Annotated in this window: 12 protein-coding genes; 4 read left to right on the top strand and 8 right to left on the bottom strand. The window is 61.4% G+C overall.

The genetic code is table 11. The annotated features are described in order from the left end of the window. Positions 1-21: 21 nt before the first annotated feature. The 3 genes from nusB to ribBA all read right to left on the bottom strand — a co-directional run bounded on the left by nusB (position 22) and on the right by ribBA (position 2169). Entirely contained in the window at positions 22-456 is a 435-nt protein-coding gene (nusB, locus tag BWP39_RS05610) for a transcription antitermination factor NusB (protein WP_096717658.1), read from the bottom strand. Then, positions 453-968 carry a 6,7-dimethyl-8-ribityllumazine synthase gene (gene ribH, locus BWP39_RS05605; RefSeq protein ID WP_096717656.1) on the bottom strand — a complete coding sequence of 172 codons (516 nt, stop codon included), beginning with the start codon at positions 966-968 and terminating at the stop codon, positions 453-455. The genes nusB and ribH overlap by 4 nt, the downstream gene beginning before the upstream one ends. Positions 969-1029: 61 nt before the next feature. After that, on the bottom strand, positions 1030-2169 hold the full coding sequence (gene ribBA, locus BWP39_RS05600) for a bifunctional 3,4-dihydroxy-2-butanone-4-phosphate synthase/GTP cyclohydrolase II (protein WP_096717654.1): 1140 nt from the start codon (positions 2167-2169) through the stop codon (positions 1030-1032). Between the two features lie 212 nt (positions 2170-2381). On the opposite strand from ribBA, the gene BWP39_RS05595 reads away from it, so the two are divergent. Next, the gene (locus BWP39_RS05595; protein WP_096717652.1) at positions 2382-3653 is read left to right on the top strand and encodes an SGNH/GDSL hydrolase family protein; all 1272 of its coding nucleotides are present in this window, start codon (positions 2382-2384) and stop codon (positions 3651-3653) included. A 60-nt stretch (positions 3654-3713) separates the two neighbouring features. On the opposite strand, the gene BWP39_RS05590 is transcribed toward BWP39_RS05595, so the two are convergent. Continuing rightward, complete coding sequence (locus BWP39_RS05590) at positions 3714-4007, bottom strand: hypothetical protein (RefSeq protein ID WP_133116828.1); 294 nt, start codon at positions 4005-4007, stop codon at positions 3714-3716. 334 nt (positions 4008-4341) lie between these two features. On the opposite strand from BWP39_RS05590, the gene BWP39_RS05585 reads away from it, so the two are divergent. Then, the gene (locus BWP39_RS05585) at positions 4342-4617 is read left to right on the top strand and encodes an antitoxin of toxin-antitoxin stability system (protein WP_432711258.1); all 276 of its coding nucleotides are present in this window, start codon (positions 4342-4344) and stop codon (positions 4615-4617) included. Beyond that, positions 4614-4898 carry a type II toxin-antitoxin system RelE/ParE family toxin gene (locus BWP39_RS05580; protein ID WP_096717648.1) on the top strand — a complete coding sequence of 95 codons (285 nt, stop codon included), beginning with the start codon at positions 4614-4616 and terminating at the stop codon, positions 4896-4898. The genes BWP39_RS05585 and BWP39_RS05580 overlap by 4 nt, the downstream gene beginning before the upstream one ends. Before the next feature lie 58 nt (positions 4899-4956). On the opposite strand, the gene BWP39_RS05575 is transcribed toward BWP39_RS05580, so the two are convergent. The 4 genes from BWP39_RS05575 to BWP39_RS05560 all read right to left on the bottom strand — a co-directional run bounded on the left by BWP39_RS05575 (position 4957) and on the right by BWP39_RS05560 (position 8774). Then, complete coding sequence (locus BWP39_RS05575) at positions 4957-5580, bottom strand: riboflavin synthase (protein ID WP_096717646.1); 624 nt, start codon at positions 5578-5580, stop codon at positions 4957-4959. Positions 5581-5596: 16 nt separating this feature from the next. After that, on the bottom strand, positions 5597-6727 hold the full coding sequence (ribD, locus tag BWP39_RS05570; protein ID WP_096718575.1) for a bifunctional diaminohydroxyphosphoribosylaminopyrimidine deaminase/5-amino-6-(5-phosphoribosylamino)uracil reductase RibD: 1131 nt from the start codon (positions 6725-6727) through the stop codon (positions 5597-5599). A gap of 10 nt (positions 6728-6737) precedes the next feature. Next, positions 6738-8030, bottom strand: coding sequence for a glutamate-1-semialdehyde 2,1-aminomutase (gene hemL / locus BWP39_RS05565; protein ID WP_096717644.1), 1293 nt, complete (start codon positions 8028-8030; stop codon positions 6738-6740). Positions 8031-8234: 204 nt separating this feature from the next. Then, positions 8235-8774 (bottom strand): hypothetical protein, encoded by a 540-nt coding sequence (locus tag BWP39_RS05560; protein ID WP_096717642.1) that lies wholly within the window; start codon positions 8772-8774, stop codon positions 8235-8237. 1269 nt (positions 8775-10043) lie between these two features. On the opposite strand from BWP39_RS05560, the gene BWP39_RS05555 reads away from it, so the two are divergent. Continuing rightward, entirely contained in the window at positions 10044-12779 is a 2736-nt protein-coding gene (locus tag BWP39_RS05555) for a TonB-dependent receptor (protein ID WP_096717640.1), read from the top strand. Positions 12780-12832: the final 53 nt, after the last annotated feature.

The following is a 12832-nucleotide window of genomic DNA, read 5'->3' as shown; positions in this document are numbered from 1 at the left end:
GTGCGACGGAGCGTGTTGCGCCTAGTTTTTGCGGGCGGCTTGCGTCTCGGTGGCGCGCAACTTTGCCGACAGCTTGTCGAGCACGCCATTCACATACTTATAGCCGTCCGAGCCGCCGAACGTCTTCGCGAGTTCGACAGCTTCGTTGATGACGACGCGATACGGAATATCGACGTGATGCTTCAGCTCGTAGGCGGCGACCAGCAGGACCGCGCGTTCGACCGGCGACAGCTGTTCGATCGGACGGTCGAGACATGGCGTGAGATCGGCGGTCAGCGAATCCGCCTCGCGGATCACACCGTGCAGCAGCGTGTTGAGATGCTCGAGATCGGCCTTGTCGAAGCCCTGCGCGTTACGCAGCTGCGCGTCGATCTCGCCGCCGGGCGCGCCCGACAGCAGCCACTGATACAGCCCCTGCGTGGCCAGTTCGCGGGAACGTCGGCGAGCGCTCTTCATGCACGTTCCTCTTCTTCGTCTTCATCTTCTTCATCGTCGTCGTCGCCGCCGAGCTGTTCTAGCGCCACCGAGAGGTTCGCCATTTCGACCGCGACGCGCGCCGCATCGCGGCCCTTCTCGGTCATGCGGGCGACGGCTTGTTCGTCGGTGTCGGTGGTGAGGACCGCGTTAGCGACCGGGACGCCGAAGTCGAGGGCGACGCGGCTGATGCCCGCGCCGCTTTCGTTCGATACCAGTTCGAAGTGATAGGTCTCGCCGCGGATCACGGCGCCGAGTGCGATCAGCGCATCGAACTGGCCGCTTTCGGCGAGTTTTTGCAGCGCGAGCGGGATTTCGAGCGCGCCCGGCACGGTGACGAGCAGCACGTCTTCGCCGGTGACGCCGAGGCGTTCGAGTTCTTCGATGCATGCATCGGCGAGGCCGTTGCAGACGGGTTCGTTAAAGCGCGACTGCACGATGCCGACGCGCAGGCCGTCACCGTCGAGATTCGGTTGATATTGTCCGATTTCCATGAGAGGTCCGTAGGTGTTGGATGGAGCGCGGATGCGCGTAAAGGGTGCGGTCAGGGTCCGGTCAGGCGGGCGGCAGCGGCGCTTGCGTCGGGCAGCCGGGCATCGGTACGAAGCCAGTGACTTCGAGACCGTAGCCCGACATGCTACCGAGCTTGCGCGGGTTCGACAGCACCTGCATCTTGCCGACGCCGAGTTCGCGCAGGATCTGCGCGCCGATGCCGTAGGTCTTGAAGTCGACCGGCCGGCGCTTCAATGCGTCCGCCTTCTCCTTTTCGTCGAAGGCCTTGAACACGTCGATCAGATGCTCGCCCGAATCGCCGCAGTTGAGCAGCACGACGACGCCGAGATCGCACTGCGCGATTTCCTTCATCGCGGCGTCGAGCGTCCACGAATGGGTCGATGCACCGACTTCGAGCAGATCGAGTACCGACAGTGGCTCGTGAACACGTACAGGCGTGTCGCGGTCCGCTGCGGGTGTGCCGCGCACCAGCGCGATGTGCGGCGAGCCGCTCGGCAGATCGCGGAACATGACTGCGCGGAACGGGCCGTGCGCGGTCTGCATCGTGCGCTCGGCAACGCGCTCGACGATCGATTCGGTGCGGCTGCGATAGTGGATCAGATCGGCGATCGTGCCGATCTTCAGGCTATGTTCCTGTGCGAACTCCAGCAGGTCGGGCAGGCGCGCCATCGTGCCGTCGTCCTTGATGATCTCGCAGATCACCGCGGCCGGCGTGAGGCCCGCGAGCGCCGTGAAATCGCAGCCCGCTTCCGTGTGGCCGGCGCGCATCAGCACGCCGCCGGGCTGGGCCATGATCGGGAACACGTGGCCAGGCTGGACGATATGCTCGGGACGCGCATCGTGCGCCACCGCGGCGGCGACCGTGCGGGCGCGGTCGGCGGCCGAAATGCCGGTCGTCACGCCTTCGGCGGCTTCGATGCTGACCGTGAAGGCGGTGCCGTACTGGGTGCCGTTGCGGTAGGTCATCAGCGGCAGGTTCAGCTGCTTGCAGCGGTCCTGCGTGAGCGTCAGACAGATCAGGCCACGGCCATAGCGGGCCATGAAGTTGATCGCTTCCGGCGTGATGAATTCGGCCGCGATGACGAGGTCGCCTTCGTTTTCGCGATCTTCTTCGTCGACGAGAATCACCATCCGGCCGGCCTTCAGTTCGGCGATGATCTCAAGGGTGGAGGCGAGCGTCATGTTGGCGTGAAATTCGGGAAAGCGCGTATTTTACGCCACGCGGACGGGCGCGTCCTCCTGGCGGGGATTTCGCCAGCGCGGTTGCCTCCGCGGTGGCGTGCGATCCTCGTCGGAAAAACACATTGAGTCAGTCACGCGTAAGCAACCGGGCCGACCATGATTCTTACAGTCCGCATCACATATCAGGGCTGAAAACAATCATCGGAGACGGCATGGATACGAATGCATCGGCAGGACGCAGGCGGTGGCTCGTGGCGATAGGGTATGGGGTGGCGATGCTGTCGCTGGCGGCGACGATCGCCGGATGTGGCGGCGTCAACAGCAACGCCGGCCAGTGGGTCGCAAGCTGGTATGCGGCCCAGCAGGACTACAACGAGCCGTTCCCCGGTAACCTCGCGCCTGCCCCGACACCGGTCTCGATCTCGAATCAGACGATCCGGCAGATCGTGCATACGTCGTACGGCGGCAACCAGATTCGCGTCAAGCTATCCAATCTCCTCGGCACCGCGCCCGTGACGTTTGCAGCGGTGCATGTCGCGCGCAGCACTGGGAGCGGCGGCGTGGACACGACGACCGACAGGCCGGCCACCTTCTCCGGTCAGGCCAGCGTGACGCTCGCGGCCGGCGCGGAGATCTGGAGCGACAGCTTGAGCCTGTCGTCTCCGACCCAGGCGGATCTCGCGGTCAGCCTGTTCGTTCAGGGCAGTGCGCCGGTTGCGACGGTGCATACGCTAGGCCAGCAGACGAACTACCTGGCGCCAGGCAATCAGCCGGGAGCGGCATCGCTGAGCGGGGCAACGACCAGTACCTCGTACTACTGGCTCAGCGAAGTCGATGTATCGAGTGCGGACAAGGTGAAGGTCGTCGTGACCTTCGGCGATTCGATCACTGACGGGTACCAGTCGACGGTTGGCGCCAATCATCGGTGGCCGAACTTCTTCGACGATCGGGTGCAGGCCGCCGTCGGCAGTGTCGGCAAGGCAAGTGTCGTGAACGCGGGGATTTCGGGCAACCGCTGGCTGCACGATGTGATCGGGCCCGCTGGACAAGGCCGGTTTGCGCGGGATGTGACGGGCGTGTCGGGAGCAACTCACGTCGTGATTCTGCTGGGCATCAACGATATCGGCTTTGGTGCGCTCGTGCAGGCGCAAGCGGTGTCGTCGGATCAGATCATCGCTGCGATGAATGCGGCGATTGCACAGGCGAAGGCCCGGCAAATGAAGGTGTTTGTCGCGACGTTGTTGCCCTACCAGGGCGCTTCGTATTTCGACGCCGCGGGCGAGACGAAGCGGCAAGCGGTGAATGCATTCGTCCGGTCTGCTTCAGGTATCGATGGTGTCATCGATTTCGACAAGGCCATGCAGGACCCGTCGAATCCCACGACGTTGCTGCCCGCCTACGACAGTGGCGATCACCTTCATCCGAACGATGCGGGGTATCAGGCGATGGCTAATGCGATCGATCTGGGGTTGCTGAATAAGTGAGGGAGGCGGGGGCGCTGCAATTGCACTGCCCCCGGGAACATCTATTCCCGCAGCGTCCGCCTACGAATTCGAGTTCTGGTACAGCGTGTCGCGCGGGACGAACATATGCGGCTCAAAAGCCGGCAGGATGATGGTCGCGCCTGCCGGCGTGATGCGGACATTGCAGGTTTGATCGACCCGTTTGCCGGCTCTGTAAATGAACGCGCCCGGTCCGCCACCGCATTCGGAGGTGTGTTCGAGGAGACGCATTTCACGACCGTTCGACATCGATTGTGTGACGACGAACCCATCGGCATAGGCTCCGCTTACGCCGACCAGCGCAGCTAGTCCAATTACCGCTTTAGCAATCTGCATGATGAGGACCTCCGGATTCGGCAGCGTGACGTGACGCAGGGGCCGACCGCCGATGGGCTGCAGCCGATGCGAATACAACTATATTAGGTTGCGCTGGTTGCAAATTCCATCGTCGAACGATGGCCGAACGGCCTAAAGGTCAGTGCGTACTGGCTCACCTACACTTCTTGCCATCGTACTGATCGTAGAAAACGGTCGATCGGTCACCGACCTCGGGGCTCTAACGTTGCCCAGAGCGGGCAAACGAGGTCATGCACGGGTAGCAATCGTACTCAAGTAATGAGAACGTATATACTTGGTAAGTATGTTTGATGCAACCAGGGAGCCGCCCGTGATGAAAGAAGCCGTTTTTACGATGAAGCTTGAAGCTGAGTTACGCGAGGAATTCATGGCGGAAGCAGAAGCCGTGCATCGACCGGCTTCGCAGGTGTTACGCGAACTGATGCGTGAGTTCGTACAACGTCAACGCGCAGCACGCGAATACGACGAGTTTCTGAGCAGTAAGGTCGATGTCGCTCGCACCTCGTTGCGGGCTGGCAGCGGTCGCTCAAATGCCGAAGTCGAGGCTAAGTTTGCGAAACGGCGCGCCGGTGTCGCCAGCAAGGCATGAAGGTTGTCTGGACGCCGGAAGCCGAGCAGGATCGGGACGACGTGTGGGAGTACATCGCGGCCGACAACGCGGCCGCAGCTGCGCGGATGGATGAGTTGTTCAGCGATGCCGCCGCGCAGTTGGAATATTTCCCGGAGTTAGGGGGGCCAGGCAGGATCGAGGGCACTCGCGAGTTGATTCCGCACGAGAGTTATCTGCTTGTCTATGAGATTGAGGGCGATACGGTGTGGATGCTTGCACTCGTTCATACCTCCCGGCAATGGCCGCCGTTACGTGAGTAACTGACCGGCCACCGAGGCTTCGTCATCCGGATGTGCGAATCGCTGCAACCCACTCCGATCAACTGATGTTTTGCGCCGTCGACAACATCCGCTCCACATATCGCGCAATCATATCGATCTCAAGATTAACCTTCGCTCCCGCCACCAGATGCCTGAGCGTCGTCACCTCGACGGTATGAGGAATCAGGTTGATCGAAAACTCGCAGCCGTCGGCGCGGTCGTCCACCGAATTCACGGTCAGGCTCACACCGTTTACGGTAATCGACCCCTTGTACGCCAGATAGCGTCCCAGCTCGCGCGGCGCGAGCACGCGCAGTTCATGCGATTCGCCGACCGGTGCAAAGCGCGTCACGGTACCGAGCCCGTCGACGTGCCCCGACACGATATGTCCGCCCAACCGGTCGTGCGCGCGCAGCGCTTTCTCGAGATTCACGTCGCCGGTTTGTGCAAGCCCGACCGTGAGGTTCAGGCTTTCACGCGACACATCGACGGCGAACGACTGCGCCGTCTTTTCGATCACCGTCATGCACGCACCCTGAATGGCGATGCTGTCGCCAAGCACGACGTCGTCGAGATCGAGCGTTCCGGCTTCGACGACGAGCCGCACACCCGCATCGGCGTCGCTGCCGAGCGGCTGGATCGAAGCAATGCGGCCGACGGCCGCGACAATTCCAGTAAACATCGTGCTGTTTCCTTGTTCAGTGCAAGTCAGTGCGTGCGAGCGGTGCGGCGAGTCGCGCGAGTATCCGCAGATCCTCGCCGATCCGGTCGACCGCGTGAAAATTCAGTTGAACACGGCCGTCGAGCGAATCGGGCGCCGCAAGATTGAACATCCCCATCGATTCAACGCCAAGCAGACCCGGCGCGAGATAGACCAGCAGTTCGTCGACGCAGCCTTCGCGCAGCAGCGAGCCATTGAGCTTATAGCCGGCCTCGACATGCAGCTCGTTGACATTGCGCTTGCCGAGTTCGAGCAGCATCGCCGGCAGATCGACCTTACCGTCGGCGTTCGCGAGCGGCACGAGTTCGGCGCCGCGCGCGCGCAATGCGTCCGCGCGTTCATCGAGCCGTTCATCGAGCGTGCTGCAGAAAATCAGCGTCGGCGCACCGGCCAGTATCTTCGCCTCCGGCGACACGTCGAGCTGGCTATCGATCAGCACACGTTGCGGCTGGCGCGGCGTATCGATTGCACGCACGGTCATGCGCGGATCGTCTTCTCTCACGGTACCGATGCCGGTCAGGATCGCCGATGCGCGTGCACGCCATGCGTGTCCGTCGGCGCGTGCGGCTTCACCGGTAATCCATTGACTCGCGCCGGACGGCAACCCCGTACGACCATCGAGCGATGCCGCGACCTTCATCCGTACCCACGGACGGCCGCGCGTCATCCTTGAGACGAAGCCGATGTTCAGTTCATGCGCTTCGTTTGCGAGCAAGCCACAGCGCACTTCGATGCCGGCATCGCGCAGCATCTTGAGGCCGCGGCCCGACACCTGCGGGTTCGGATCTTCCATGGCGGCGACGACACGCGATACCTGCGCTTCGATCAACGCATTCGCGCACGGCGGCGTGCGGCCGAAATGGCTGCACGGTTCGAGCGTCACATATGCGGTCGAACCGCGCACGTCCTGGCCGCGCGAACGCGCGTCCTTCAACGCGCGGACTTCCGCATGATCCTGGCCGGCCGGTTGCGTAAAGCCTTCGCCAATCACAGCGCCGTCTTTCACCAGTACGCAACCGACCCGCGGATTCGGATCGGTCGTATACATGCCGCGCGTGGCAAGGGCCAGCGCGCGCTCCATATGGACGAAATCGGTTTGCGAGAACATCGGCATAGGCTCAGGCAGCGAGTGTGGCGAACGCGCCGCGCGCGGCATCGATCGTCGCGTCGATGATGGCGTCGTCGTGCGCGATCGATACGAAGCCTGCTTCATAGGCCGATGGCGCGAAGTACACGCCCGCGTCGAGCATCTTGTGGAAGAACGCGTTGAAGCGCGGCACGTCGGAGCGGGTGACTTCGGCGAAGCTGGTCGGCACCGAAGCGGCGAAGTAGAGGCCGAACATGCCACCGACTGAATCTGCGGCGAACGGCACCTTCGCATCGCGCGCGGCAGCAGTGAGTCCTTCTACGAGACGGGTTGTGCGTGCGCTGAGCGTGTCGTAAAAGCCTGGCGCCTGGATCAGTTGCAGCGTCTTCAGGCCGGCCGCGACGGCGATCGGATTGCCCGACAGCGTGCCCGCCTGGTAGACACCGCCGAGCGGCGCGAGATGCGCCATGATGTCGCGCCGTCCGCCGAACGCTGCCGCGGGCATGCCGCCACCGATCACCTTGCCGAGGCACGTGAGATCCGGTGTGATGCCGTACGCCGCCTGCGCGCCGCCGAGCGCGACACGAAAACCGCACATCACTTCGTCGAAGATCAGTACCGCACCGTACTCGCTGCACAGGCGCCGCAATGCGGCGAGAAACGCTGGTGTTGCACGCACGAGATTCATGTTGCCCGCGACCGGTTCGACGATCACCGAAGCGATCTCGTTACCGAATGCCTTGAACGCTTCTTCGAGGGCTTCAACGTTGTTGTATTCGAGCACGGTGGTGTGCTTCGCGATGTCGACCGGCACACCCGCCGAAGTCGGGTTGCCGAACGTCAGCAGACCGGAGCCCGCTTTCACGAGCAGGCTGTCCGCATGACCGTGATAGCAGCCTTCGAACTTGACGATGCGACTGCGGTTCGTAAAGCCGCGCGCGAGTCGCAGTGCGCTCATCGTCGCTTCGGTGCCGCTCGAGACCATGCGGACCTGTTCCATCGACGGCACCAGCTTGCAGATCTCTTCGGCGATTTCGATCTCGGCTTCGGTCGGTGCGCCAAACGAGAAGCCGTTCGCGAGCACACGCTGTACGGCGTCGAGCACCTCCGGATGTACATGCCCGAGAATCATCGGCCCCCACGAGCCGATGTAGTCGATATAGCGCTGGCCATCGGCGTCCCAGAAGTACGCGCCCTGTGCGCGTTCGATGAAGCGCGGCGTACCGCCGACCGAGCGGAACGCACGCACCGGCGAGTTAACGCCGCCTGGAATGGTGATCTGCGCGCGTTCGAAGAGAGCTTCGTTTCTGGAGTGGCTGGACATGGAATTGCGACCTGATTCGACCTGCGTGATGGATGGCGTTGCCGGCGTGCCGGGAGAGCGGGCGGCGGCGGGATGATTGGCTGAAATTGTACCGGACTCCCGTCAATCGGGCGTTTGGCGGCAGCATCCGCTGCGGCGTTATGTCCCGGTGGGCGCTTTGGCGGGGCGGGCGGCACGGGTTATGGATGCGCCGCCTGCCGTGGCTCAAACCGTGCGCTTTCTGCGCGCGTGCGCGGAGACCTTCGACGATTGCACCGGCGCGCCCTGCGGCGCGGCAACCGATGCAACCGGCAACCGTGGTGATGCCCGCTTGCCGGTCAGCTCGGCCCAACGCTTTTCCAGCGCGCCTTCGGCGATCGGCTTGATCGAGGTGCCCGAGCTTTGCGCGTCCCAGGTCTGGACCGAGAACGGATGCACACGCAGTGCAGCACGGTCGACCACGACGCGCTCGTTGGCATCGACGAGCCAGTCGTAGACGAAATCGATGCACAGCCGGTAGCCGCGTTTGTAGGCTGGGTCCGGCACTTCGTACGGCGCTCGCGTCACATAGCCCGAGCCGAAGATGCCACGTGGCTCCGAGGCGACGCGATGCACGAACACCCGGTCGCCGGGCAGCAGGCTGCGCGCGAAGCCGCAGCCCCACATATCCGCGACCGCTTCGCCTGCAGCCACGCGTTTCGCGAGATCTGGCAGCTCTGGCCAGGGCCACTTTTTCGGGCTCCAGATGAGCAGAAAGGCGGTCATAACAGATTGGTTGGGCGCAGAAAAAACGGCAGCTTAACTGATTGCGTGCCGCGTGAGACAGCGTCCCGCGATGGTGTAGTGCCTGAGGTAGTGCCAGTTAAGCCAGGCAGAAAAATTGGCGATACCGCCCCTTGAAGCGTTATCTCGAGCGCTAACGGTTATTGCCTTATTGTTTATCTTTACATTGTTTTTTCGTTAACATTACAATCTCACCCACTTATCCTCTTCGATAAGTACGCTTGTCAGTAACCTCGACCTGCTACCTACCCCTGGGTGAGCAGGTCTTTTTTTGCCTGATCGTCCGGCGGCAAATACCCGGTCGAGTCGTAGCCGCCCTACGCACATTTCAATATCTTACGCAAGAGAATAAGCGCTCGGTTTGGCACACGCTTGTTTCGGCAACTCACACGCAATACCTGTTGCAGTGAAAGGTCTTGAGAGGAGCAGGGCGTGTTCTCGGGCGAGTGGAAGCGATTCCCTTGTCACCACGCAATCCAATGCGTCTTACACGCGCCCATTCACGTGGCGCCATGAGAGGGTAAATACCTAGAAAGGTACGTTACGCAAATCGGACACGTTAATTACGGCCATCAAACAAATTTTGACGAAACATTTCTGTGCTGATACGTTCCCGTACAGCAAATGAAAGATGAGATTTGACCTTTCTTGAACGGCAAGCGCGGGACGTCCCACGAGTGACAACGGCGCACTATCCAGGACGTTGCGACAGTAGGGGATGCTGTTATTGGTGTGGGGTCGCCGGTCCAGCAGATTTGTTGCAGTGGGGAATGGCAGGGTTTTGATTTTTAAGGTTTGGAAAAATAATTTAGTTGTACTCGCAGTACAGCCGGACTAATGGAAATCATTTTGTGCGTTCTGCTGTGAAGCATTAATGGGCCTGGTAGAGCAGCGCCGTATCTGGTGCGGGAGTCTGCTCGGAATGCGCATCAACGGTCTCGAAGCGGGATCCATGTGACTTGAAAGAATTCATGCCCGGTGGGCCAGGAAGGTCGAGCTTGCTTTAGCAGGCCGCTGCCTTCTGTCGCGTGTGTCATTTCAATTCATTGAATTGAGGATGACTAAGTTACAGGCAATGTTGCTGAAAGCTTACGTGCTGGAGGCGCTTATCAGAAATCTAGAACTCTATTCATCGTCGGTTGAGTATCTGAAAACACAGGGCGTTGGAATCCATGCGGCGGGGTGCCGCAAGCGAAGAGGCTCGCCAGGTCTCTTTGCATAACAACTTGGTGTGAATGGCGAGAGGGGATTATGAAACCAATAGAAGCAGGATCGGCCATACGAAGAATACTTTGGGCCGAGGTGGCCCTGACGGCGATGGTCGGGACTTCGGCGTTTGCCCAGAGCCAGCCGTCACCAGCAGGGGTCGCGGTTCAAGCGCCTGTTACGGTCGCGCAGGCCGGTACGCAGGAGGGTGCCACGGCACCCGCAACGGGGACCGGCGCTGCCGTGGCGCCGGGTGTCAAGCAGCTCAAGACATTCGAGGTCACGGGCTCGCTGATTCGAACGTCGGACAAGGTCGGCACGACCGAGATCCAGACTGTCACGCAGAAGGACATCCAGCAAAGCGGCTACACCACAGTGGCTGACTTCCTGCGCGGTACCGCCGCCAACTCTGGCGCCAGCTGGTCGCAGTCGACGATGAACAGCGCAGCGCCGGGCGGAGCCGGCATCGCACTGCGTGGTCTGAGCGAAAAATACACACTGGTGCTGGTCGACGGACAACGCGTCGCCAACTACGCGCAGGCGGTGAACTTCACCGACACCTTCTTTGACGTCAACACGATTCCGCTGAGCATCGTCGACCACATCGACATCGTCAAAACGGGCGCGGTGTCGATCTACGGCTCCGATGCTATCGCGGGTGTCGTCAACATCATCACCAAGAAGAATTTTCAGGGCCTGCAGCTCGATACCCAACTGGGCAAGGCGCAGCACCCCGGCAATGGCCAGGGCAGCTTCAGCGTGCTCGGCGGCTTCGGGGATCTGAACTCGGATCGCTTCAACGTCACGGCCGCGGCAAGCTATTACCGCGACAGTGGGTCGACGCTGGCCGATCGCGATATGACGTCAGGGCAGGATTACACGCAGTACTCCGGTGGCAATAAAGCACCGTTTGGTCCGGGCCAGCAGTCGTACTGGACCACGCCCGGCGGTAACGTAGCGCTAAGCCCCTGCCCACCGGGCAGCACCCCAGGTACCAAGAACTGCGTGTACAACGTCGCTGCCGGCACCTCGCTGACACCGGCCCTGACGCGCCTGAACGCGAAGGTCCGCGGCACCTTCAAGATTGACGAGAACACCGAAGCGTACGCGGGCTTCTGGGTGAGCCGTGACGAAAGCGTGCAGTTGCAGGGACCCGCTGCGATCACTGCCAATTCGAACGTGTTTAACCCGGCGACCGGTTCTGTCGCACCGCTCTCGCGGACGGTGTCAGCGTCGAATCCGTTCAACCCGTTCGGCGTGCCGACGCCGATCAATCTGACGTTCCCGAACCAGATCGGCGTGGCGGATACCGTGTCGACGTTCTGGATGGCGTCGACGGGCATCAAGGGCTCGTACGACACCGGCAAGTTCGGCAACTGGGATTGGTCTGCCGACTACGGTCATTCGCAGAGCACGGTCGACACAAGCTACTCGAACCGCATCAACGTCGCGGGCGTCGAGAACATGCTGCTGAACGGCACGTACAATTTCGCGAATCCGTCCTCGACGCCTAACGGTTTGAACGGCGTATTCACCGACGACAACCAGCAGGCAATTTCGAAGATCGATAGCGTGACTGCCAAGACTTCGACGGCGAACCTGTTCAGCCTGCCGGCCGGCAACGTCGGTTTGGGGTTGGGCACGGAATTCCGTCATGAGTCTTCGACGATCAACCCGCAAACGTACGCGTCGCAGGGCATTACCGCACCGGCAAACGTGCAGACCGTCGCCAGCTCACGCAATGTGGCGGCCTTGTTCTACCAGATCGATATTCCGATCATCAAGAACCTGACCTTCACGCAAGCTGCCCGCTACGACCACTACAGCGACTTTGGCGGTGCCTTCTCGCCGAGCTTCGCGCTGCGCTTCCAGCCGGTGCGTATGCTGACGACCTTCGCATCGTACAGTCGCGGTTTCCGCGCGCCGACAGGGGTTGAGAACTCGCAGGCGGTCTATCTGGGTCACCAGAATCTGGTCGATCCGAACGATCCGAGCGGCGTGCCGACGAAGCACTTCACGACAGAACAGACCACCGGCAATCCGAATCTGCAACCTGAGCACACGAAGAACTACAACATCGGGTTCCAGTTGTCGCCGGACGCGTTGACCGATATCGGCGCGGCGTTCTACAAGGTCCATATTGACGGAGTGATCGGCACGGCAGATCCAAACGCAGTGCTTCAAGCGAACAACCCGACGACGGTGGTCCGCAATCCCGACGGTACGATCCGCTACATCGTGCAGCCGTTCGTGAATCTTGGTTCGCTCGATACCGACGGCTTCGACATGAACTTCCGCAGGGCACTCCGCACGCCGTACGGTATGTTCACGCTGACGGGTGACTGGGCTTACGTGTGGCACTACAAGCTGCGCAGCCCGGGTTCGCCGATACAGGACTTCGCTGGCAATAACCTCGCGCTGTTGCAACCGTTCGGTGCGAGTAATCCGCGGTGGAAGGGCAATACGACGCTGGCCTGGGATTTCCACAACCTGACGACCGCATTGACCTGGCAATACACCGGTCCGTACACGAATGCGGTGGCGGCGGAGTTCGGCGATGGCGGAACGGGTTCCGTCGCGTCGTACAGCCAGTTCAACCTGATGGCGACGTATCGCGGTATCAAGCACTGGACGATCTACGGCGGCATCACGAACCTGTTCGACAAGAAACCGCCGTTCGACGTCGAGTGGCAGGCCACGCCGGACATCACCGGCTACGACCAGTCGCTGTACACCGACCTTGGCCGCTTCTTCCAGATCGGTGCGACGTACCGTTTCTAATGGCTTGACCGAAGCGGTAACGACGCTTTAATACACTGGACGTACACCGCTTC

Origin of the sequence: Paraburkholderia acidicola (assembly GCF_002362315.1) — a bacterium.
GTDB lineage: Bacteria > Pseudomonadota > Gammaproteobacteria > Burkholderiales > Burkholderiaceae > Paraburkholderia > Paraburkholderia acidicola.
The sequence above is the reverse complement of the archived record's forward strand: the minus strand, read 5'-3'. Positions and strand labels throughout refer to the sequence as shown.